This window comes from Bradyrhizobium sp. LLZ17 (genome assembly GCF_041200145.1).
GTDB lineage: Bacteria > Pseudomonadota > Alphaproteobacteria > Rhizobiales > Xanthobacteraceae > Bradyrhizobium.
Window position 1 is genome coordinate 4412155 of record NZ_CP165734.1, and the last position, 21407, is coordinate 4433561.

At 64.4% G+C, this 21407-nt stretch carries 18 protein-coding genes and 3 pseudogenes; 13 read left to right on the forward strand and 8 right to left on the reverse strand.

Features of this window, described 5'->3' with window-relative positions; genetic code table 11:
• Nucleotides 1-155: 155 nt before the first annotated feature.
• From cyoA to AB8Z38_RS21305, 8 genes are all read left to right on the forward strand, one after another.
• A complete protein-coding gene (gene cyoA, locus AB8Z38_RS21270) occupies nt 156-1316 on the forward strand; it encodes a ubiquinol oxidase subunit II (RefSeq protein ID WP_369719790.1) in 1161 nt (386 codons plus the stop codon).
• Between the two features lie 25 nt (nt 1317-1341).
• On the forward strand, nt 1342-3339 hold the full coding sequence (gene cyoB, locus AB8Z38_RS21275; RefSeq protein ID WP_369719791.1) for a cytochrome o ubiquinol oxidase subunit I: 1998 nt from the start codon (nt 1342-1344) through the stop codon (nt 3337-3339).
• A complete protein-coding gene (cyoC, locus tag AB8Z38_RS21280) occupies nt 3340-3969 on the forward strand; it encodes a cytochrome o ubiquinol oxidase subunit III (protein ID WP_369719792.1) in 630 nt (209 codons plus the stop codon). It abuts the gene before it with no gap.
• A complete protein-coding gene (gene cyoD / locus AB8Z38_RS21285; RefSeq protein WP_369719793.1) occupies nt 3966-4340 on the forward strand; it encodes a cytochrome o ubiquinol oxidase subunit IV in 375 nt (124 codons plus the stop codon). The genes cyoC and cyoD overlap by 4 nt, the downstream gene beginning before the upstream one ends.
• A complete protein-coding gene (locus AB8Z38_RS21290) occupies nt 4337-5185 on the forward strand; it encodes an SURF1 family protein (protein ID WP_369719794.1) in 849 nt (282 codons plus the stop codon). Before cyoD ends, AB8Z38_RS21290 begins: the two co-directional genes overlap by 4 nt.
• Nucleotides 5157-6572, forward strand: a complete 1416-nt coding sequence (locus AB8Z38_RS21295) for an ATP-binding protein (protein WP_369719795.1) — start codon at nt 5157-5159, stop codon at nt 6570-6572. Before AB8Z38_RS21290 ends, AB8Z38_RS21295 begins: the two co-directional genes overlap by 29 nt.
• A complete protein-coding gene (locus AB8Z38_RS21300) occupies nt 6562-7095 on the forward strand; it encodes a response regulator transcription factor (RefSeq protein ID WP_369719796.1) in 534 nt (177 codons plus the stop codon). Before AB8Z38_RS21295 ends, AB8Z38_RS21300 begins: the two co-directional genes overlap by 11 nt.
• A 138-nt stretch (nt 7096-7233) precedes the next feature.
• On the forward strand, nt 7234-8625 hold the full coding sequence (locus AB8Z38_RS21305) for an adenylate/guanylate cyclase domain-containing protein (protein ID WP_369726563.1): 1392 nt from the start codon (nt 7234-7236) through the stop codon (nt 8623-8625).
• Nucleotides 8626-8713: 88 nt separating this feature from the next.
• Here the strand turns inward: AB8Z38_RS21305 and AB8Z38_RS21310 are convergent, their stop codons facing one another.
• The 5 genes and pseudogenes from AB8Z38_RS21310 to AB8Z38_RS21330 all read right to left on the reverse strand — a co-directional run bounded on the left by AB8Z38_RS21310 (nt 8714) and on the right by AB8Z38_RS21330 (nt 15628).
• Nucleotides 8714-9553: a CarD family transcriptional regulator gene (locus AB8Z38_RS21310; protein ID WP_369719797.1), complete on the reverse strand. Its 840-nt coding sequence runs from the start codon at nt 9551-9553 to the stop codon at nt 8714-8716.
• Nucleotides 9554-9897: 344 nt separating this feature from the next.
• Nucleotides 9898-10236 (reverse strand): ferredoxin FdxA, encoded by a 339-nt coding sequence (fdxA, locus tag AB8Z38_RS21315; RefSeq protein WP_369719798.1) that lies wholly within the window; start codon nt 10234-10236, stop codon nt 9898-9900.
• Nucleotides 10237-10372: 136 nt separating this feature from the next.
• Nucleotides 10373-10639 (reverse strand): annotated as a pseudogene (locus AB8Z38_RS21320) (RNA-binding S4 domain-containing protein); the annotation flags it as partial.
• 24 nt (nt 10640-10663) lie between these two features.
• On the reverse strand, nt 10664-14077 hold the full coding sequence (locus AB8Z38_RS21325) for a helicase-related protein (RefSeq protein ID WP_369719799.1): 3414 nt from the start codon (nt 14075-14077) through the stop codon (nt 10664-10666).
• A gap of 741 nt (nt 14078-14818) precedes the next feature.
• Complete coding sequence (locus AB8Z38_RS21330) at nt 14819-15628, reverse strand: DUF3108 domain-containing protein (protein WP_369726564.1); 810 nt, start codon at nt 15626-15628, stop codon at nt 14819-14821.
• A 541-nt stretch (nt 15629-16169) separates the two neighbouring features.
• Between AB8Z38_RS21330 and rpmB the strand changes: the two genes are divergently transcribed.
• The 3 genes and pseudogenes from rpmB (at nt 16170) to AB8Z38_RS21345 (ending at nt 18015) form a co-directional block, all read left to right on the forward strand.
• A complete protein-coding gene (gene rpmB, locus AB8Z38_RS21335; protein ID WP_369719800.1) occupies nt 16170-16481 on the forward strand; it encodes a 50S ribosomal protein L28 in 312 nt (103 codons plus the stop codon).
• Nucleotides 16482-16701: 220 nt separating this feature from the next.
• Nucleotides 16702-17139 (forward strand): annotated as a pseudogene (locus AB8Z38_RS21340) (lysozyme inhibitor LprI family protein); the annotation flags it as partial.
• 189 nt (nt 17140-17328) lie between these two features.
• Nucleotides 17329-18015: a hypothetical protein gene (locus AB8Z38_RS21345; protein ID WP_369726801.1), complete on the forward strand. Its 687-nt coding sequence runs from the start codon at nt 17329-17331 to the stop codon at nt 18013-18015.
• Between the two features lie 87 nt (nt 18016-18102).
• Here AB8Z38_RS21345 and AB8Z38_RS21350 read toward each other — a convergent pair whose 3' ends face one another.
• From AB8Z38_RS21350 to AB8Z38_RS21360, 3 genes and pseudogenes are all read right to left on the reverse strand, one after another.
• Nucleotides 18103-18381, reverse strand: a complete 279-nt coding sequence (locus tag AB8Z38_RS21350) for a DUF1488 family protein (RefSeq protein WP_369719801.1) — start codon at nt 18379-18381, stop codon at nt 18103-18105.
• Between the two features lie 167 nt (nt 18382-18548).
• Nucleotides 18549-18844 (reverse strand): annotated as a pseudogene (locus AB8Z38_RS21355) (hypothetical protein).
• Entirely contained in the window at nt 18841-19104 is a 264-nt protein-coding gene (locus AB8Z38_RS21360) for a hypothetical protein (RefSeq protein ID WP_369719802.1), read from the reverse strand. The pseudogene AB8Z38_RS21355 and the gene AB8Z38_RS21360 overlap by 4 nt, the downstream one beginning before the upstream one ends.
• Nucleotides 19105-19449: 345 nt before the next feature.
• Between AB8Z38_RS21360 and AB8Z38_RS21365 the strand changes: the two genes are divergently transcribed.
• Together AB8Z38_RS21365 and AB8Z38_RS21370 are read left to right on the forward strand one after the other, a co-directional pair.
• Nucleotides 19450-19584, forward strand: coding sequence for a hypothetical protein (locus tag AB8Z38_RS21365; protein ID WP_369719803.1), 135 nt, complete (start codon nt 19450-19452; stop codon nt 19582-19584).
• Nucleotides 19585-19834: 250 nt separating this feature from the next.
• Nucleotides 19835-21160 (forward strand): DUF2235 domain-containing protein, encoded by a 1326-nt coding sequence (locus tag AB8Z38_RS21370; protein ID WP_369719804.1) that lies wholly within the window; start codon nt 19835-19837, stop codon nt 21158-21160.
• The last annotated feature ends 247 nt before the right edge of the window (nt 21161-21407 follow it).

A 21407-nucleotide genomic window follows, 5' to 3' on the forward strand; every position in this document is an offset into this window, starting at 1 on the left:
CAATGCCGATCCGCCCGGCGGGCGCCGGGCGATCTGGCCCTGTTTGACGCAACCTTTCGCACTGCAACATTGGACAAATTGTCCAATGTCCGGATTGCTGCGCCGCAGCTACCCCTTGGTCCCGCAAAAGAAACTCATTCTCAAAGGCTCGGCCCGTGTCCCGTCTCAAGATCCTGGCGCTGCTACCACTGGCCGTCGCGCTCAGCGGCTGCAACTACGTCGTGCTGGCGCCGGCCGGCGACATCGCCGCCCAGCAGCGCGACCTCGTCATCATCTCCACCGTCCTGATGCTCCTGATCGTCGTGCCGGTGATGGCGCTAACGGTGCTGTTCGCCTGGCGCTACCGCCAGTCCAACACATCGGCGCGCTACGAGCCGGATTGGGATCATTCGACCAGCCTCGAGCTCGTGATCTGGTCGGCCCCGCTTCTGATCATCGTCTGCCTCGGCGCCCTGACCTGGATGGGCACGCATCTGCTCGATCCGTATCGCACGCTCGGCCGCATCAACGCGGAGCGCGCCGTGGACCAGGCCAAGGCGCCGCTCGAGGTCGACGTCGTCGCGCTCGATTGGAAGTGGCTCTTCATCTATCCGGATTACGGTGTCGCCACCGTCAACGAGTTGGCCGCGCCGGTCGATCGCCCGATCAACTTCCGCATCACCGCGTCCTCGGTGATGAACTCGTTCTACATCCCCGCGCTGGCCGGCCAGATCTACGCGATGCCGGGCATGGAGACGAAGCTCCACGCCGTCGTCAACCGTTCCGGCACGTATAAGGGCTTTTCGGCGAACTACAGCGGCGCCGGCTTCTCCGGCATGCACTTCGCCTTCCACGCCCTCGACGACAAGGGCTTTGACGGCTGGATCGCCAGCGCCAAATCGGCCGGCGGGGCGCTCGGCCGCGGCGAATATCTTAAGCTTGAGAAGCCCAGCCAGAACGAGCCGGTGCGGCGCTACGGCAGCGTCGATTCCGATCTCTACCGCCTGATCCTCAACATGTGCGTCGAGACCGGCAAGATGTGCCAGAGCGAGATGATGGCGATCGACGCCAAGGGCGGTCTCGGCCATGAGGGCCTGAACAACACCCTGCCGCTGGCCTACGACAAATACGCGCGTCGCGGCACCGCGTTCGGTCCCGAGCCGGCCTTCGTCGCCGGGACCTGCACGCCGGATGCACCGCAGGGCCAGACGACGGCGGCCATCAAGGCCCCCAGCGACCCCGCGCCGCTGCTCGGCGCCGGCCTGAAGCGGCCGAGTTTCACGCCGCTGAAGTCCTCGTCTTTCTTCCTCGGACAACGTCCCAAATCAGACTCCTGACGTCAGACTCCCAAAGAGAACTCGCATGTCTCCTGATCTTCTCAAGCTCATCTTCGGCCGGCTCACGATCGAGTCACTGCCCCTTCACGAACCGATCGTCGTCGGCACCTTCGCGGTGGTGGCGACCGGCGGGCTCGTGATGTTCGCCGGCCTCACCTACTTCCGGGTCTGGGGCTATTTGTGGCGCGAGTGGTTCACCAGCGTCGACCACAAGCGCATCGGCATCATGTACATGATCCTCGGCATCGTCATGCTGCTGCGCGGTTTCGCCGACGCGCTGATGATGCGGTTGCAGCAGGCGCTCGCCTTTGGCGGCTCCGAAGGCTATCTCAACGCCCATCATTACGACCAGGTCTTCACCGCCCACGGCGTGATCATGATCTTCTTCGTGGCGATGCCGCTGGTCACCGGCCTGATGAACTTCGTCGTGCCGCTCCAGATCGGCGCACGCGACGTGTCGTTCCCGTTCCTGAACAATTTCAGCTTCTGGATGACGGTCGGCGGTGCGGTGCTGGTGATGGCCTCGCTGTTCATCGGCGAATTCGCCCGCACCGGCTGGCTGGCTTATCCGCCGCTATCGAATATCGGCTACAGTCCCGACGTCGGCGTCGACTATTACATATGGGGACTACAGGTCGCCGGCGTGGGAACGACGCTGTCTGGCATCAACCTGATCTGCACCATCGTCAAGCTTCGCTGCCCCGGCATGACCATGATGCGGATGCCGGTGTTCACCTGGACCTCGCTCTGCACCAACGTGCTGATCGTCGCGTCGTTTCCGGTCCTGACCGTGGTGCTCGCGCTGCTGACCCTCGACCGCTATGTCGGCACCAATTTCTTCACCAATGATTTCGGCGGCAGCCCGATGATGTATGTGAACCTGATCTGGATCTGGGGCCATCCCGAGGTCTACATCCTGGTTCTCCCGGCGTTCGGCATCTTCTCGGAAGTGACCTCGACCTTCTCCGGCAAGAGGCTGTTCGGCTATACCTCGATGGTCTACGCCACGGTCGTCATCACCATCCTGTCGTACCTGGTCTGGCTGCACCACTTCTTCACGATGGGGTCGGGCGCCAGCGTCAACTCGTTCTTCGGCATCACCACGATGATCATCTCGATCCCGACGGGCGCGAAGATGTTCAACTGGCTGTTCACGATGTATCGCGGCCGGATCCGCTTCGAATTGCCGATGATGTGGACGATCGCCTTCATGCTGACTTTCGTGCTCGGTGGCATGACCGGCGTGCTGCTGGCGGTGCCGCCGGCCGATTTCGTCCTGCACAACAGCTTGTTCCTGATCGCACACTTCCACAACGTGATCATCGGCGGCGTGGTGTTCGGCGCATTCGCCGGCATCAATTACTGGTTCCCGAAGGCGTTCGGCTTCAAGCTCGATCCGTTCTGGGGCAAGCTGTCGTTCTGGTTCTGGGTCACCGGCTTCTATCTCGCTTTCATGCCGCTCTATGTGCTCGGCCTGATGGGCGTGACCCGCCGGCTTCGCGTGTTCGACGATCCGTCGTTGCAGATCTGGTTCATCATCGCCGGCATCGGCGCCTTCCTGGTGTTCCTCGGCATCCTCAGCATGCTGATGCAGTTCGCCGTCAGCTTCCTCAAGCGCGAGCAGTTCAAGGACGTCACCGGCGATCCCTGGGACGGACGCACGCTGGAATGGGCAACCTCGTCGCCGCCGCCGGCCTACAATTTCGCCTTCACGCCCGTCGTTCACGACAACGACGCGTGGTGGGACATGAAGCGCCGCGGCTACGTTCGTCCGCTGGCCGGGTTCAAGCCGATCCACATGCCGAGCAACACCGGCACCGGCATCATCCTCGCCGGCTTCGCCACCGCGATGGGATTCGGCCTGATCTGGTACATCTGGTGGCTCGCGGCTGCGAGCTTCATCGCGATGCTCGCGGTCGGGATCGGTCACACCTTCAACTACCACCGCGACTTCGACATTCCGGCCGACGATGTCGTGCGGGCCGAAGCCGCGCGCACCCAACTGCTCGCCGGAGCCAAGTAAATGACGGTCACTGTCAATCCTGCCCAAACCGGCGAGCCGCTGTTCTATCTCGCTGACGAGCACCCGCATCCGGAAGGCTACAGCACCTCGCTCGGCTTCTGGATCTACCTGATGAGCGATTGTCTCATCTTCGCGATCCTGTTCGCCACTTTCGGCGTGCTCGGCAGCAACTACGCCGCCGGTCCCGCGCCGAAAGACCTGTTCGACCTGTCGCTGGTCGCAGTGAACACCTCGATGCTGCTGCTGTCGTCGATCACCTACGGCTTCGCCATGCTGACGATGGCGCAGAACCGCATCGGCCAGACCCAGATGTGGCTGGCGATCACCGGCCTGTTCGGGCTCGCCTTCATCGGCATCGAGCTCACCGAGTTCGCCCACATGATCCATGAAGGCGCGACGCCGCAGCGCAGCGCCTTCCTGTCCGCCTTCTTCACGCTGGTCGGCACCCATGGCCTGCACGTCTCCTGCGGCCTGATCTGGCTGGTGACCTTGATGGTGCAGGTCTGGAAGTTCGGCCTGATCGAGGCCAACCGCCGTCGCCTGATGTGCCTGTCGATGTTCTGGCACTTCCTCGACGTGGTCTGGATCGGCGTCTTCACCTTCGTCTATCTCCTGGGAGTTCTGCGATGAACACCGACATCCACGCCGCGACGGCCGACCATCATCACGACGACCATTCGCACGGCTCGCTCTCGACCTATCTGCTCGGCTTCGTGCTCTCGGTGGTGCTTACCGCGATCCCGTTCTGGCTGGTGATGAGCGGCACGCTGCCAAGCAAGCAGGTCACCGCACTCGTCATCATGGCCTTCGCGGTGGTCCAGATCGTCGTGCACATGATCTACTTCCTGCACATGAACACCAAGTCCGAGAACGGCTGGAGCATGATGGCGCTGATCTTCACCATCGTCATGGTGGTGATCGCGCTGTCCGGTTCGCTGTGGGTGATGAACCACCTCAACAGCAACATGATGCCGATCCACGAGATGACCGGGATGAAGTGAGCGAGAACGACGCCGTGGCAAGCGAGGCGACCAAAACGCGTGGGAGGACCGCGCGGCCGTCCCTGTGGGTCACGATCCTCTCGCTTGCCGCCTTCGTTCTCCTCATTGCTCTCGGCGTCTGGCAGGTCGAGCGCCGCACCTGGAAGCTGGCGCTGATCGACCGCGTCGAGCAGCGCGTTCATGCTGAGGCCCAGCCGATCCCCTCGCCGGCATCATGGCCCGCGGTCACCGCCGCCAACGACGAGTACAGGCATGTCACCGTTTCCGGCCGCTTCCTACACGACCGCGAAACGCTGGTTCAGGCCGTCACCGAGGAAGGCCCCGGCTATTGGGTGCTGACGCCGCTTCAGCGCGGCGACGGCACGCTGGTCCTGATCAACCGCGGCTTCGTGCCGAGCGAGCGGCGCGACGTCTCGACGCGGCGGGATGGCAATCCGCAAGGCGAGGTCGCGATCACCGGTCTGTTGCGCGTCACCGAGCCAAAAGGCGGATTCCTCCGGAATAACGTTCCCCAGCACAACCGCTGGTACTCGCGGGATGTGGCCGCGATTGCGGCGGAGCGCGGTCTCGACGAGGTCGCCCCGTTCTTCATCGATGCCGACGCCGGATCACAAACCGCCGGCGGGCCGATCGGCGGATTGACCGTGGTCCGCTTTCCCAATAACCACCTGATCTACGCGCTGACGTGGTTTGCCCTTGCTTTCATGCTAGCTGGCAGGCTTTTCGTCACCTTCGGCGGCGGGCTGGTCCGCCGCAAGCGCTTCGTCCACGAACCGGCCGGCGGATCTGATGCCGCCGCGCACAGGACGGGATCAGATGCTGGAACGACCGTCGAACCGACCTGACGAGGGGAAAACGCTACCCCAAGCGCTTGCCCAGACGTTCGCCCCTGGCGAGCTGGCCGTCACGCTGCAATCGCAGGCGGACGCGCGCAGCGAGCTGATCGGCGCGGCTCCGACCGACGACGAGACCAACCGCAAGAACATGGCGCTGCTGATCCAGCTGCGCTGGACCGCGGTGGTCGGTCAGATCGTCACCATTGGCGGCGTGCACTTCTGGCTCGGCATTCCCCTGCCTCTCACCCGGATGGGCGCCGTGATCGGCGCGCTGGTCTTGCTCAATGTCTCGAGCCTGGTCTGGGTGCGCCACCGCGCCGCGATCACCAACAACGAGCTGCTTGTCGCGCTGATGCTCGATGTCGCGGCCCTGACCGCGCAGCTCTATCTCAGCGGCGGCGCCACCAATCCCTTCACCTCGCTCTTCCTGCTCCAGGTGACCTTGGGGGCGGTGCTGCTCGATGCCCGCTCGACCTGGTCGCTGGTGGCGCTGACTTGCGCGAGCTTCGTCTGGCTGACGCTGGCCTATCGGCCGCTCGACCTGCCGCCGAATCCTCTGAGCGAGACCTACACGCTCACCGTCACGGGCATGCTGCTGGGCTTCGTGCTCAACGCCGTGCTGCTGGTCGTGTTCGTCACCCGCATCAACAGGAATTTGCGCGAGCGCGATGCGCATCTGGCGGCACTGCGCCAGCACGCCGCCGAGCAAGACCACATCGTCCGCATGGGCCTGCTGGCTTCGGGCGCGGCGCATGAACTCGGCACGCCGCTGGCCTCGCTCTCCGTCATTCTCAGCGACTGGCGCCGCATGCCGGATCTCGCTGCCGACCAGGAGCTCGCCGAGGACCTCGCGGAAATGGAAACGTCGCTGCAGCGATGCAAGAGCATCGTGACGGGCATTCTGGTGTCGGCGGGCGAGGCCCGCGGCGAGGGATCGTCGCCGACGACGGTGGCGGCCTTCGTCACGGCGCTGGTCGAGGAATGGCGCAACGCCCGCTCGGCGCGCACGCTCTATTTCGTCAACACGTTTGGCGAGGACGTCGCGATCGTCTCGGATGTCGCGCTGAAGCAGGTGATCTTCAACGTGCTCGACAACGCCTATGAAGTCTCGCGCGACTGGGTCGAGCTGCTCGCCGAACGCGAGGGCGACAATCTCGTGCTCTCGGTCAGCGACCGCGGCCCCGGCTTTGCGCCGGAAATCCTGGCGCAGCTCGGAAAGCCCTATCAGTCGAGCAAAGGCCGCGCCGGCGGCGGGCTCGGTCTGTTCCTTGTGGTCAACGTGGTGCGCAAGCTGGGCGGCCGCGTCACCGCCGAGAACCACAGGAAGCGCGGCGCCACCGTCCGCCTCACGCTGCCGCTCGCAACGCTCGCGATCGGAGGCAGCTTTGACGCCTGACCGCTCGCTTATCGTCGTCGAGGACGATGCCGGCTTCGCTCGCACGCTGAAACGCTCGTTCGAGCGCCGCGGCTACGAGGTCGTGCTTGCAGCCTCGATCGAAGAGGTGCGGAACGTCCTGGAGGAGCGATCCTTTGGCTACGCCGTGGTCGATCTCAAGCTCGGCGGCGCCTCGGGGCTTACCTGCGTCGAGCTCCTGCACGCGCATGATGACGAGATGCTGATCGTGGTGCTCACCGGATTTGCCAGCATCTCGACCGCGGTCGAGGCGATCAAGCTGGGCGCCTGCCATTATCTGGCGAAACCCTCCAACACCGACGACATCGAAGCCGCCTTCAACAAGGCCGAAGGCAACGCCGAGGTCGCGCTGGACGTGCGGCCGACATCGATCAAGACGCTGGAATGGGAACGCATCCACCAGACGCTGATCGAGACGGATTTCAACATCTCGGAAGCCGCGCGGCGACTGGGAATGCACCGGCGCACGCTGGCAAGGAAGCTCGAGAAGCGGCCGGTGAAGTAAGCGGTTCGCCGCCCCGGGACGGAAAACACTCCCCCGAGCTGATGACCTCGCGGCCATGCCTCACTAGACTGTCCGATGCGGCGGCTGAGGGCCGCCGCTCTGCTGCAACGGTCCAACTGAGGAGATCGCCGCGTGACAATGCTGATCGAGCGCCTCGACTCGTCTGCCGCGCTGGCGCGTGCGCGCAGCGAACGCGACACCGAAACCGTTCAGTTTGCACAGGCGGCACTCGAAGCCGGCAAGAAGGAGGGCCTACGACTGGCCGTCCAGGCGCGCTATGTCGCTCTCGCCGTCATCGCCTGCCTGCTGCTGGCCATCAACCCGGTTTGGGAGCAACTCTATTACGTGGCGTTGCTCGGCATGTTCGCACTGATCGGCTGGGCCCAGGTCAGGGTGGGGCGGCTCGGCGTGTCGCGGGCCGAACTGGCGCTTATGTTCTGCGACCTGGCGCTGCTCACATTCGTCATCCTCGTCCCGAACCCATTCGTTACGACGCACTGGCCAATGGCGATGCAATACCATTTCGGCAACTTCATCTACTTCTTCGTGCTGCTCTCGGGCGCCACGCTGGCCTATTCCTGGCGAACCGTGGTTGCGGTCGGAACATGGACCGCGGCGCTTTGGGTGATCGGCGTTGCCTGGGTGTGGTGGCAGCCTGATCGCGACCCCGCATTGACCGCCCGCATTGCAGAGGCGGTGGGGAGCGATCACAGGCTGTTCGCGCTGATCTCGCCTGCTGCGATCGGATTCGGCCTCCGCATCCAGGAACTCGTCGTGTTCATGATCGTGGCTTTGACGCTGGCGCTCGCGACTCGCCGCAGCAATGATTTGCTGATCCGGCACGCCGCGGTGGAACGGGAACGCGGCAATCTGGCGCGCTACTTCTCGCCCAATGTCGTCGCGGAATTGTCGAAGCACGACGAGCCCTTGAAGCAGGTGCGCACGCAAGACGTCGCGGTGCTGTTCGTGGACATCGTCGGCTTCACCGCCTTCGCCGATGTGCGCACCCCGGAGGAAGTGGTGCGGACGTTGCGCGAATTCCACGGATTGATGGAGCAGGAGGTTTTCCGGCACGACGGCACGTTGGACAAATATCTGGGCGATGGATTGATGGCGACATTCGGCACGCCCTTCGCGGGCGCGCGCGACGCCAGCAACGCGTTGCGCTGCGCCCAGGCCATGATCGCGGCCGCGGACCGCTGGAACGCGCGGCGAACAGCCTCCGCCGAGCCACCGATGCGCGTCAGCTTTGGCCTGCACTACGGGCCGGTGGTGCTCGGCGATATCGGGCACACCTGTCTGGAATTTGCCGTGATCGGCGCGACCGTCAATGCCGCAAGCCGTCTCGAAGCACTGACGCGCACGCTCGATTGCGCGTTGGTGGCAAGCAACGATCTCGTCAGTCGCGCCAGGCTGGAGCTCGGCGGCACAGCCGAAACATTTGCGTCGTTGGTCGCCCTGGATCCCCAAGCGATCCGCGGTCTCGAGCGGCCGATCGCGATCTGGGCCCAGCCGCGCGCGACGCTGTAGACGACGCTCGACCGCCGCGGCATCACGCGTCCAAACAAAAAGCCCGGCCAATCGGCCGGGCTTTTGATTTGTTGGACGGGAGAGGCGCTTACGCGGCCTCGTCGGCAACGGCAGTGCCGTCGCCATCGGTCTCGTCGGTCTCGCCCTCGGCATCCGCCTCGCCGTCAGCGGCTTCGGTCTTGGCACCGGTGCGGCGCGGGCTCTTGGCAAGCTGCGCCTCGATTTCCTTGACCGCTTCGGTCTCGGTCGAGTGCTGCACCACCGCGATCTCGCGGGAGAGACGATCGAGCGCCGCTTCATAGAGCTGGCGTTCCGAGTAGGACTGCTCGGGCTGCGACTCGGAGCGATAGAGGTCGCGCACGACTTCCGCGATCGCGACGATGTCGCCCGAATTGATCTTTGCTTCGTATTCCTGGGCGCGACGCGACCACATGGTGCGCTTGACGCGGGCACGGCCCTTCAGCGTTTCGAGCGCCTTCTTCACCAGCGCCGGGTCGGACAGCTTGCGCATGCCGACATTGGCGACCTTGGCGGTCGGAACGCGCAGCGTCATCTTGTCCTTGATGAAGTTGATGACGAACAGCTCGAGCTTCGCACCGGCGATCTCCTGCTCCTCGATCGCCAGGATCTGGCCGACGCCGTGAGCGGGATAGACCACGAATTCATTGGCCTTGAAGCCCTGGCGCTGGGTCACGACCTTCTTTTCCTCGACCTTCGGCGCCGGTGCAGCGGCCTTCACGGCCGGCTTCGCAGCAACAACGGGGGCCTTGGCAGGAGCGGCAGCAACGGGCGCCTTTGCAGCAACGGGCTTGGCAGCGGGAGCCTTGGCAGCAGCAGGCTTGGCCGCGGGAGCCTTGACAGCAGGCTTCGCAGCAGCAGGCTTGGAAACGGTCGCTTTCGCGGCAGTTTTGGCAGTCTTGTTAGGCATTGCGCTTCTTTTGTTCTTGGAGGACTTTGCAGCCGGAGCCTTGGTCGCGGCACGGCCCTTGGATGCGCTACGGCTGGCCGCGGCGACTTTCTTGGCCTCCTTATGAGAAGCCTTTGCAGAAGCACTCTTTTTACGCGTTTTCTGTGACACAGCCTGCGCGCGGAAACTGCCACGCCCCTGTTCGACATTTGGTTTCACGGGAACCCAGAGGGGCCAAGGGGGCTGACGGGGTTCAGCTCAATGTGCCCAATATAGCACATTTCCCGCAAAAATCAATGATTTAGGGGTTGTAAGGGCTGGTTTTCGGCGCGTTTGAAGCTAACAGGGTTAAGTTTGGCCCCGAATTAGTCTCCCGAGCCAGGGTTCGGAGAGAAATATTTCTCGAACTTGCCCTCCTGGCCGTCGAATTCCTTGGCGTCCTCGGGTGATTCTTTCTTCTGGGTGATGTTCGGCCAGCTCTTGGCATAGTCGGCGTTGACCTGGAGCCACTTTTCCAGGCCCGGTTCCGTGTCCGGCTTGATGGCGTCGGCGGGACATTCCGGCTCGCACACGCCGCAGTCGATGCACTCGTCAGGATGGATGACGAGCATGTTCTCGCCCTCGTAGAAACAGTCGACCGGGCAGACCTCGACGCAGTCGGTGTACTTGCACTTGATGCAGGCTTCAGTGACGACGTAAGTCATCCAACGCTCCGAAAAGCTCTTTTAAAAGTCGCGGCTTGCGTAGCGCGGATGGCCCGGCGCTGCAAGGTCGGGAAGCTCCGATCATGACGGCTTTCCGCGTTTGATCGGCCAAGAAATGAACGTCTTGCGCAATTAATTACTCTTTGCGTTCGGAGACCTCTTCGTAGAGCACGCGCGCCGATGACGCATCGCCGCGGCGCTCGTTGAAGGCGGCGACTTTCAAGACGCGTACGCTGCGATCGAGCGCAATCGTCAGCACGTCGCCGATCTTGACCGCATGCCCGGGCGATTTCTCGCGCACCCCGTTGATGCGGACGTGGCCGGACTCCACGAGCTCAGCCGCCGAGGTGCGCGCCTTCACCACCCGCGCATGCCATAGCCATTTGTCGAGCCGCTGCCGTTCGGTCGTGGGCGTTGTTCCTCTTGGCTATTCCTTGCGCCCCGCCAGCTGCTCCTTCAGCGCGGCGAGCTTGGCGAAGGGCGAGTTCGGATCGACCGGACGATCGCGCTCACGCGGGTTCGCGCTCGAGGCGTAGGGACGCAGCGACGGGCCGCCCTGGCGGTCACGGCCCTTGTCGCGGTCGCGGCCGCGATTGTCGCGGCCCTTGTCGCGATCGCCGCCGAACTTGCCCTTGTTGCGATCGCGATCCTTGTTGTCGCGATCCTTGCCCTCAAACCGGCGGTTCTTGTCGTCGCGTCCCTCGGGACGCGGCGCGCCTTCGGCGCCATTTTCGCGCGGCTTGCGGAAATCCCTGCTGCCATCGCGACGATGGCCGCCATGGCGATGCCGCTGCTCGCCGCGCTTCTCGCCGTCGGCTGCCTGCGCCGCTTCGCCTTCGGCAGGCACGGCGCCTGCTTCAGCGCCAGCTTGCGGACGCGGCTGGTTGTTGTGACGCTGGTGGCGATGGCGCTCGTGGCGCGGCTTGCGATCCTCGTGACGGCCGCCGGGACGCCAGACCTCGATGAGTTCGGGCTCGGCGGGCGCAGCCGCTTCCGCAGGCGCGGCGGCATCGGCTGATGCAGCAGCTTCGGTCGCCAATGCTTCGGCTGGAGCCGCCTCGGCGGGTGCAACGGCTTCTTCCGGCGGAGCGATGCCGGGCGCATCTTCAGGCGTCACAGGCGTTTCAGGCAGGGCTTCCAGCGCAGGCGCGGCCTCTTCGGCCGGCTCGTCATGCTGCTCCAGGCCGGGTGCGTCTTCGACGGTGACCGGCTCGGCGACGGCTTCGATCGCGGCCTCCACGGGCGCTGCGGCGGTCTCAACGGGAGTGTCGGTCGCCGGAGTCTCGGTGACGGCCGCCTCTGCCGAAGTCTCGACGCTCGCCTCCGCGGGCGGCGTCTCCGCGGCAGCGGCATCCGCGACGACCGGCTTCGGCGGCAGCGGCGCGCGCTTCTCCATGCGATAGCCGAGCGCGCGCAGCACCGAGGCGAAATCCTCGCCCGCGGATCCCGTCAGCGAGGTCATCGCCTGGGTCACGACAAAGCCGCGGCCGTCGAACGCGCCGGCGGGCTTCTCACCGGACGCGTTTTCGCGCCACGCCAGCGCCGGACGAATCAAATCGGCAAGACGCTCCAGAATGTCGACGCGCACGGCGCGCTCGCCAGCCTGCTTGTAGCCGAGCACGCGATAGGCATCGCGCGGCAGCTGCTTGTCGACCGGGAAAGAAGTGCGACCCGAGCTTGCCAGATGCTGCGCGCCCGACAGTGCCGAGAGATCGACATTGTCCTGCTTCAGCGCCCACAGCAGCGCTGCGAGCGCACGCGCGGCGGGCTTGAGCAGGCCGGGGAAATAAAGGTGATAGGCGCCGAAGCGGACGCCGTATTTACGCAAGGTCGCGCGCGAGGCCTGGTCGAGGTCCTTCAGCTCGTTGGCGATCCTGGGACGCTCGAGCACGCCGAGCGCCTCGACCAGCTGATAGGCGATGCCGCGCGCAATGCCGGTGACGTCCTCGGCCTTGCTGAGCTCGAACATCGGCCCGAGCAGCTTTTCGATATGGGTCTTGAGCCAGAGGTCGAGCCGGGCCTGCACCTTCTCGCGCGGCGCGCCGGTCAGGCGCTCGTCGGAGATGATGCGGATGCGCGGATGCAGCGCCTCGTCCGCGGCGGTCAGTCGCGCCACGGCGTCGCCGGTCCAGCGGATGGTGCCGTCCGAGGTCAGCACGAACTGATCGTCGGGCGCGTTGCCGAGTTTCTCGGCGCGCGCGTTGATCTCGCCGGCGAGCACCGCTTGGGCGGCAGCCTGCAAGGCTTTCGCATCGGAGCCAGCTTCCGCCGCATCCGGTGCAAAGGTGAAGCCATCGAGGCGGCCGATGACATGGCCTTCGACGATGACTTCGCCGGTCTTGCCGATTTCCGTATTCAAGCTCGTGTTCTCCCGCAGGCGGCGCATCAATACACTGGTCCGGCGATCAACGAAACGCTCAGTCAAGCGTTCATGGAGCGCATCCGATAATTTATTTTCGACCTCCCGCGCGATCCCCTGCCAATGTTCGGGGTCGGCGAGCCAGTCCGGCCGGTTGGCAACGAAGGTCCAGGTGCGGACCTGCGCGATCCGGGCCGACAGCGTGTCGATGTCGCCGTCGGTGCGGTTGGCCTGGTCGATCTGGGTCGCAATCCAGGCATCGGGAATGCGGCCCTTTTGCATCAGGAAGCCGTACAGCGTGGTGACGAGCTCGGCATGGGCGGCCGGCGACAGCTTTCTGTAGTCCGGGACCTGGCAGGCTTCCCACAGCCGTTCCACCGCTTGCTTGCCATGCGCGACATCGCGCACCTCGACGTCGCGGGCGGCGTGGTCGAGCACGCGCATGTCTTCCGCGATCGGCGCCCGCGTCAGCGCCTCGTGGCCGGGGGCCAGGTTCAGGGAGACCTGGAGCGCGCCGAGCGAGGAGAAATCCAGCTTCGAATTGCGCCATTGCAGCACCTTCACGGGATCGAAGGTGTGGTTCTGGAGCGCATTGACCAGCTCGGGCTCGAACGGGCCGCAGCGGCCCGTGGTGCCGAACGTGCCGTTGCGGGTGGCGCGGCCGGCGCGGCCGGCGATCTGCGCGAATTCGACCGGCGTCAGGCGGCGGAACTGGTAGCCGTCGAACTTGCGGTCGGAGGCAAAGGCGACGTGGTCGACGTCGAGATTGAGGCCCATGCCGACGGCATCGGTGGCGACGAGGTAGTCGACGTCGCCGTTCTGGAACATCGCCACCTGCGCATTGCGCGTGCGCGGCGACAGCGAGCCGAGCACGACGGCGGCGCCGCCATGCTGGCGGCGGATCAGCTCGGCGATGGCGTAGACCTCGTCGGCGGAGAACGCCACGATCGCGGTGCGCCGCGGCTGGCGCGTGATCTTGCGGTCGCCGGCGAATTCGAGCTGCGACAGCCGCGGCCTGGTGATCATGGAGACGCCGGGCAAGAGCCGCTCGATGATCGGACGCATGGTCGCGGCGCCCAGCAGCAGCGTCTCGTCGCGGCCGCGGCGGTTGAGGATGCGGTCGGTGAAGACGTGGCCGCGTTCGAGATCGGAGGCGATCTGGACCTCGTCGACGGCGAGGAAGGAGACGTCGAGATCCCGCGGCATCGCCTCGACGGTCGAGACCCAGTAGCGCGGCGATTTCGGCTTGATCTTCTCCTCGCCGGTGATCAGCGCGACGGCTTCGGGGCCGGCCCGATCGGCGATCTTGTTGTAGACCTCGCGCGCGAGCAGCCGCAGCGGCAGCCCGATCATGCCCGAGGAATGCGCGAGCATCCGTTCGATGGCCAGATGGGTCTTGCCGGTGTTGGTGGGCCCGAGCACCGCAGTGACGCCAGCGCCAGGGGCGCGCTCGGAGGCGAAGGGGGAAGAAGAAAAGGGCATCTGGGGGATTAGGTAATGGCGATTGGGGCGAATGTCAGTGCTGTTTGGGGCGGGGGGCGCCGAAGGGGCTGGAATCACCCTTGCCTCGCTTTCTCCGCTGTCATGCCCCGGCTCGACCGGGGCATCCAGTACGCCGCGACCTCTCCGCTCAACCACGGCCGTCTCGGCGTACTGGATCGCCCGGTCAAGCCGGGCGATGACACATTGGGTGTGGGAGCCGCTTCCCCAATCCTCGCGCAACTGTCTCACTTTGCGACGCTTTTCCCGCTGGTCTTAAGCTTCGGAACGAGGTGGGAACGAATCGCGGCCGAATCGCTGACTCCCAGGAGAGTCCCGTTCCGTTCACGCAACATGTCGCGGGACCCTCTGTTTGCTGCACTAGATGGAGTTTTGCGCCGCCGCACAAGCGGCGTTGCGAGGGCGGATTCGTTAAAGCTGGGGACGGCGCGGAGTCGAATCAGAATCGGGGAGGAGTCAAATGGATTCGGAGATGCGGGGCCGGCCAAAGCAAAAAGGGCGAAAACAACCCCATGCACAGTAGGTAAGTTGTTGAAACAGAACACTTTCGTACCCTCCCCTGGAGGGGGAGGGTCGGCGCTCGTTGAGCGTAGCGAAACGAGCGACGGGGTGGGGTGATCTCTCCACGCGGGCACCTGCCCAAGAGGAGAGATCACCCCACCCCGCTCGCGCTGCGCGCGATCGACCCTCCCCTCCAGGGGAGGGTAAGAGAGAGGACGCCCCCTACTGCGTCTTCGCGAGCCGGGGCGGCTGGGGGACGGTGATGAAGCTGGTGGCTTCCAGCATGGCGGGGCCGAGCGGGGTCGGCACTTTCAGCCAGAACGGCACCAGGATGCGGGTGCCGGCGACGGGCGCGAAGGCGATCTCGATGTTGCGCTGGGCGGCAAGGTATTTGATCACGGGGCGGTCGGGGATGTAGCCGGCGACCGGCACGAAGAACAGCGAGCAGACCACGACCGGGCCGTGATAGCCCTTTTCCGCCTTGACGCTTTCCATGCGCTTGAAATCGAGCTTGAGCTCGTAGCGCATGCGGCCGTCGAACACGGCGGCGCTGCTGTGGCAGGCGTCGGGCGTCAGCACGTCGCCGGTGCCCGGCACGCGCAGCAGCGAGGCCGTCATCGGATCCCAGACGCCGCGGCGATGCGCCTCGGTGACGACGATGCGGTCGGCATCGACCGGCGGCTCCGGCACGATGCCGAACTCCTTCACATTGCCCTTGTCGAGCGTGATGTGGATCTCTTCGGTCTTCTTCGAGGTGGTGGTGGTGGCCTGATAGGCGGTCGCCACCAGCGCGCCGTTGACGACGCGCCCCTGCGAGGCGCCGGTGCCGGATCCGTTGGCGATGGTTTTCAGCAGGCCCGAGGTGCCGCCGGAGGCCGCGGCCGAGAACACGTCCTCCTGGATGTCGATGGTCCAGGCGCCCTTGCCGACGGGAATGCCTGCCAGCGTCGCCTCATACTGCGCCTCGAGCTTGCCCTGCGCCGCCGCCGGCTTCGCCCCCCAAGCCACAACGAGCCCGAAAAGGGCCGCCAGGGCCAGCCGGCCAGCGGACCGCAGCCGGGGCAGATGAGGGGTCAGGGTGTGCACGAAGCCATCCAGTGGACGTCAGTTTGCTAGGTAAGCCAAAAATCACAGGAAGCAATGCGTCCGGGCGCAAGGCCCGGTGTCCGGGCCAAAGGCCTTACGGAACTTGGGCGCACTTTTCACGGCCGATTACGCCCTTTATGTGATGGTAAGCGGTTTTAAACACTGCCGTTTTGGTGATGAGGAACGGGATCTCCATCGACATATTCCGCTGTCATGCCCCGCGAAGGCGGGGCATCCAGTACGCCGCGGCGTCTCGCTTCCAGCCGCGCGGTCTCTGGAATACTGGATCGCCCGGTCAAGCCGGGCGATGACACCTGATATGAGGCCTGAGATCTCTGCGCCGACGGCGGAAAAAGGCCCGTCGTCTTGACGTCCCGCCGCTTCCCCCCTATACGTCCGCCGCTCCCTGCAAGGACAGAGAATTTGCCCCCGTGGCGCCCCGGATGGCGGCCGCACATCGTTGGGGGGAAAGATAGAGGATTTTGACATGTCTCGCCGCTGCGAACTGACGGCCAAGGGCCCCCTAGTCGGCCACAAGGTCAGCCACTCCAACATCAAGACCAAGCGCCGCTTCCTGCCGAACCTGGTCAACGTGACCTTCATCAGCGAAGCGCTGGGCCGCAACGTGCGCCTGCGCGTCTCCACCAACGCGGTCAAGAGCGTCGACCACAATGGCGGCCTCGACGCCTACATGCTCAAGGCCAAGGCCGACACCCTGTCGCCCCGCGCCCTCGAGCTGAAGCGCGCCATCCAGAAGAAGGTCGGCCCTTCTCCCGCGCCGGAGAAGAAGGCGAGCTGAGATTTTCGACTTGGGCGGGGGCTAGGTTGCGTCGCGTGGCGTAGGCTTAGCCGAGTAGAGTTTTGTGTAGCGGCCGGATCGGAAGATCCGGCCGTTTTTGTTTTGAAGGTACGAAAATAGCATATGTCGCAACGCCTCCCTTTGGATAAGGTAGACCGAACTACAAGCAATAGTTGCTAGGCGGGGGCTGGCCACGGGCAGACTGCGACACCACGCAATTGTGCGTTCAGTTATCGGGGGAGCGACGCTCTTCACCGCGCTCAGCAGTAGTGCCATTTCACAAAACCAGAACGCCGTCGCACACCACTGTCTAGCGATCACAGACGTAGACCGACGCGTTGACTGCTTAGAGACCGGCATCCTGCCGGAAGCACGATCCACAATCTCGCCCCAACAGGCGCCGGCGACTCAACCCAATCCAAGCTTCGACTGTCGAGCGGCCAAATCCCCCATGGAGCGCGCCATATCCAGCGACACCACCTTAGCTCAACGGGACGCGGTCATGGGGCGCACCTATCTACAAGCATTGAGAGTCTCCAAAGATCGCCAAGGTCTACTAGAAAGCCAACGAAACTGGCTGACACAACGGGACACGGCCTGCTCATCCGTCGTAGGTACCTCGACCTGGTCATGCATTCTCGACTCTACGAGATCCCGCATCACTGCGCTGGGCAAGATCGTCGCCTCGAGCTCCGAACAAATTCCCGCGCCCCAAATCTCCAATTCTATCTCCTCGAGCCCAACTCAAGCGCGCTCAGAGACCGCTACGGAAAACACCTCAACTATTTCCACGACAAGTTCCTACGACTCTCAAAGGTCAGCCGTCGCCTCTAATGAGGGATCCTCGTTGATCGTAGGGCTTGCTCTTGTCATCGGAGCCTTCGTCGGCCTCAAGATTGTTCGCCACGTTTGGCGGCGACGCTATTTGACAAAGAAATACGGCCCCCACGAAGCCGCTCAAATCATGGCTCGCGAGGTATGGCAAGGGATGACGGCAGAACAGCTAACTGAATCCCTGGGCCGCCCGTCGGACATCGGACGCGAGATCATACGTGCGCGCAGTAAGGAAACGTGGAAGTACGGCCAGACCGGTAAGAACCGATTTCGGAATCGCATCTATTTGGAAGACGGCATTGTGATTGGTTGGCGAGTTTACACGTTCGATAGCGCTTCAAAAGGAAAAGCCCATATCCAATTTCTGAGCCCCGATTCCGCCGAGGGAAAGACCATTCAAAATGTTCTACAAAAGTTTAAGATCGCAGATGAGCTGTATCGATATAAGCCAGCGGACGTCGTAAAGATTGTACGAGATGCGACATCAAAGCCATTTTCAATGGCCGACCACACTAGAGCTTGGCAGAAGCACAAAGCGCGACCTCTGAAGGGATCCAAAGCTCCAGAGAAGACGAACCGAGGGTATTGCATCTATCACGCAGCTCACAAGGATTACACCTACAATGACGAGTGGATTGCGCTGTTGGTGGGTGCACTCGGCGGAGAGATTGTGATCGATGCATCTCCTCAACCCGGTTAGAAATCCTGCCCTTGGTGCATGCGGTTGGCATGCTCCCTCAGGTAGACCTCTGGAGCCCGCCATGTGTGCGGTCGCACCGGCCTCCCCCTACCCCCGAAAATCAATGCTCCGCAGCACGATCCCGGGCGGCGTCCCCTCGAACTCGGTGGCCTGATACTTCCGTTCCACGCAGGCCTCGATGCGCTCGCGCAGGCGGGTGAACTGGGCTTCGCGCTCGCTCGGCCTCGCGCGCGGGCCGCGCTCGAGGTCGTCCATGGCGGAGGTCGAGATCGCGCAGGCGATCTCCTTCGTGCCGTCCTGCATCGAGAACTGGACGATGCCGCGGTCTTGCTCGTGGCCGATGAAGCGGGTGGTGGTGAGGGTCATGGGGGTGGTCCTTTGCGATTGGTTTCGTGGAGCGGCCGCCGCAGGCGACACTCCCGATGAGGAGAGAGCCCTCACCCGCTGCGCTCGGGACGATGCTCCGCATCGCCCGGAGCGCATCGGCCTCTCCCGCAAGCGGGAGAGGCAGAGACCGAGCCCGCGGCCCGTCTTCAGCTCTCGGCGCCTAGTCTGGCGAAATCGTCGAACAGCGCGGTGACGAGGGCGCGGTGGCGGGTGTCTTCGGCTGGGAGGCTGGCGGCGTAGAGGTTGAGCAGATGGCGCGCCTTGACGGCGGCCTCGGGCCAGGAGGCGGCGGGCACCGTCATCATGCGGTTTTCGAGATCGGCCTCGCGCTCGCGCAGCTCCTGACCTGGGCCTCGACCTCGGCCAGCGCGCGGCGCAGGTCGGTCGCCTTCTGGGCGGCCATGCCGCGATGCTTGTCGAGATCGACGGGATATTCACTCATGTGGCGGCGCTCGCGTCCAGGCGTTGGGCATCGGCAAGATCGACCGAGCCGATCGACAGCATCTCCATCGCACCGCGCACGCCCTCGGCGGGCACCGTGATCATGGTGGCGACGCGGCGATAGGACGCGAACGACAGGCCTTCGATCATCTCCTCGTCGGTGACGACCTCATAGGCGCCGGCCGGCAATTCACGCGCGATGCCGCGGATATGGAAGGGATGCTTGAAGGTGATGGTTTCTCGCCGCGAGCGGATGGACATGCACGCCTGCCTTTCGCAAAGAAGGGGCCCCAACCGACGCCAGCTACGAGCGACCATGCGCCGGTTGCCCGGCAATAGCCAGCTTTATGTCAGCGCGACCCGGCACTTGAGCCGCAATGCCGCAGCTCGCGCGCGCGGCTTTTTAGCGCTCGCGTTCGGCGGGGCGCGGGCGTAGGCTTGTCTCGATCACCGCGCCTCGGAGTGGATCGTGCCGCACGCCGACGTTCCGCCGCTTGTTCTGCCGCGCTGCGGCCGGCCGCTGTCGCGCGACGGCGCAGCACAGGTGTGTGGTTCAAGCAGAGCAAATTTCGCGAAGTCCAACCCTTCAATCAGGAGAGCGACGTCGTGGCCAAGGGACAGCAACGCAGCAATCGCGAAACCAAGAAACCGAAAAAAGACAAGACCAAGGTGATCGCCGCCGCACCCAGCCGCAAGGAAGCCGGCTGGCAGCCGGATTTCGGCCCGGCGAAGAAGAAGTAGCGGGCGGGACGCTTACCCTCCCCTGGAGGGGGAGGGTCGGCTCACATGAAGCGTAGCGGAATGTGAGACGGGGTGGGGTGACGGTCTCTCCGCATCCACACTGCCCGTGTTGAGAGATCACCCCACCCCGCTCGCGCTGCGCGATCGACCCCTCCCCTCCAGGGGAGGGTAAGCGGACTCGCACCATCTCCTCCCCGCCGCAGTTCTGGGCTATACTCGCCCCGGTAGCATCAGCGGGAGGGGTCATCCTGTGGAGCATGAGCACGCGAGCGCGAAGAATCTCGTTGTCTGCTGCGATGGCACCGGCAACGAGATCTCGGAGAACATCTCCAACGTCCTGAAGCTGTATCGCTGCCTGCGCAAGACCGAGAAGACGCAGCCGCGGCAGATGGTGTTCTATGATCCCGGCGTCGGCACGGTGACGGAGCCGTCGACGTGGAATCGCTGGAAGGCCGATATCAATCTGGTGCTGGGGCTCGCCACCGGCTACGGGCTCGACGACAATGTGCTCGCGGCCTATCGCTTCCTGGTCGAGCATTACGCGCCCGGCGACAAGATCTATCTGTTCGGTTTTTCGCGCGGCGCCTACACGGTGCGGGTGCTGGCGGGGCTGATCCACAAGATCGGGCTGATCTCGCCGGAGCAGGTCAATCTCGCGGGCTCAGGGCTGGTCGCCTACAAGCAATATTCCGGCACCGGGCGCGGCAACGACATCGAGGACCTCAAGGATATCGCCGTCGACGCCGACGGGCCGCTGCCGAAGGACCCGTTCGACCTCGCCGCGCAATTCGCGCGCATCACCTCGACGCGCTGGCCGACCATCCACTTCATCGGCGTCTGGGACACCGTGGCGAGCGTGATCGTGCCGCGGCGCGACAATTTCTTCTACGTGTTCAGCCTGGAGGAGCTCGCCTTCACGCTGCGCAATCCCAGCGTCAACATCTTCCGGCAGGCGATCGCGATCGACGAGCGGCGCTGCATGTTCCGCCTCAAAGAGTATGAGGAGCCGCAGGAGTTCTGGAGCCACCGCTACGTGCCCGACGAGAAGAAGGTGCCGCAGGACATTCTCCAGGTGTGGTTCGCCGGCGTGCATTGCGACGTCGGCGGCGGCTATCCGGAGGCCGAGAGCGGGGACTCGAAATATCCGCTGCTCTGGATGATCGAGGAGGCGACCAAGGCCGGCCTCAACTTCAACCCGCGCACGGTGAACCAGCTGGCCTGGGGCATCCAGCGCAGGAACAGCCCATTCAGTTACGTCGCGCCGTGCTACACTGGCACGGCGGGCGCGCTGCACGATTCCATGAGCGCGGCCTGGCGCCTGCTGGAATATCTGCCGAAGAGCGCGAGCTACAAGGAATGGCCGGACCGCAAGGTGGTGCTCGGCTTCTACATCCCCGACTGCGAACCGCGCGTCATTCCCGACGGCGCGCATGTGCATGAGAGCGTGCTGAAGCGGATGGCGGTGGAGCCGGCGTATCGGCCGGTGAATCTGCCGAAGGATTATGTGACGGTGCCGATGCCGGTGGCGCCGGGGGTGGAGGTGGGCGAGGTGCCGGCGGAAGTTGTGACGGGGTGAGGTGGCCTTCCCTTCTCCCCTTGTGGGAGAAGGTGGCGCGAAGCGCCGGATGAGGGGTTTGCTTCAGCGAGTTCAGCAGCAAGAGATGTGATTGCGGAGAGAACCCCTCACCCGTCTCGCCGCTACGCGGCGATCCACCCTCTCCCACAGGGGGAGAGGGGCTAGCCCCCACCCGGCTACCTCGGCTTTCCTCGCGCGCCGTCACATTTCGTTAAAATTCTCACCGCGACCTTAGCCGTATCGCATC

What these genes read in the sequence shown, in the direction of transcription:
- cyoB (WP_369719791.1), top strand. Translation starts at nt 1,342, where the DNA reads ATGTCTCCTGATCTTCTCAAGCTCATCTTCGGCCGGCTCACGATCGAG.
- cyoC (WP_369719792.1), top strand. Translation starts at nt 3,340, where the DNA reads ATGACGGTCACTGTCAATCCTGCCCAAACCGGCGAGCCGCTGTTCTAT.
- cyoD (WP_369719793.1), top strand. Translation starts at nt 3,966, where the DNA reads ATGAACACCGACATCCACGCCGCGACGGCCGACCATCATCACGACGAC.
- AB8Z38_RS21295 (WP_369719795.1), top strand. Translation starts at nt 5,157, where the DNA reads ATGCTGGAACGACCGTCGAACCGACCTGACGAGGGGAAAACGCTACCC.
- AB8Z38_RS21305 (WP_369726563.1), top strand. Translation starts at nt 7,234, where the DNA reads ATGCTGATCGAGCGCCTCGACTCGTCTGCCGCGCTGGCGCGTGCGCGC.
- AB8Z38_RS21310 (WP_369719797.1), bottom strand. Translation starts at nt 9,553, where the DNA reads ATGCCTAACAAGACTGCCAAAACTGCCGCGAAAGCGACCGTTTCCAAG.
- fdxA (WP_369719798.1), bottom strand. Translation starts at nt 10,236, where the DNA reads ATGACTTACGTCGTCACTGAAGCCTGCATCAAGTGCAAGTACACCGAC.
- AB8Z38_RS21325 (WP_369719799.1), bottom strand. Translation starts at nt 14,077, where the DNA reads ATGCCCTTTTCTTCTTCCCCCTTCGCCTCCGAGCGCGCCCCTGGCGCT.
- rpmB (WP_369719800.1), top strand. Translation starts at nt 16,170, where the DNA reads ATGTCTCGCCGCTGCGAACTGACGGCCAAGGGCCCCCTAGTCGGCCAC.
- AB8Z38_RS21350 (WP_369719801.1), bottom strand. Translation starts at nt 18,381, where the DNA reads ATGACCCTCACCACCACCCGCTTCATCGGCCACGAGCAAGACCGCGGC.
- AB8Z38_RS21360 (WP_369719802.1), bottom strand. Translation starts at nt 19,104, where the DNA reads ATGTCCATCCGCTCGCGGCGAGAAACCATCACCTTCAAGCATCCCTTC.